The organism is Bacillus sp. SIMBA_005, from assembly GCF_046535585.1.
Classification (GTDB): Bacteria; Bacillota; Bacilli; order Bacillales; family Bacillaceae; genus Bacillus; species Bacillus pumilus.
Map to the genome: position 1 here is coordinate 1 of NZ_JAWRWI010000330.1, position 275 is coordinate 275.

Sequence of the window (275 nt, forward strand, 5' to 3'; positions counted from 1 at the left end):
GTCAGCACCTGCAGAGCGGCAGGGGAGCCGATCTTCTCGAGCGCGCGGAGGGCCCGATGTCGCCGGTCGTCGTCCGGTGAGTCGAGAGCGGCCGTGAGCAGGGGGATCGCCGCGTCGCCCGCGCGCGCCACGGCCCAGGCCATCGCGCCGGCGGCGTTGGGATCCTGTTCGCGGAGAACGGCTTCGACCAGCACGCCGACATCGCGCCCGTCACCGTCCGGCAGGGAGAGCGCGTGTCGCTGGCGGGTGGACGCATCCTGCGCCTCGAAGCCTCG

At 73.8% G+C, this 275-nt stretch carries 1 protein-coding gene; it reads right to left on the reverse strand.

The window, feature by feature from the left end; translation table 11 throughout:
• On the reverse strand, window positions 1-275 hold a 275-nt coding region (locus SB660_RS20340; RefSeq protein WP_410584124.1), incomplete at both ends, for a HEAT repeat domain-containing protein.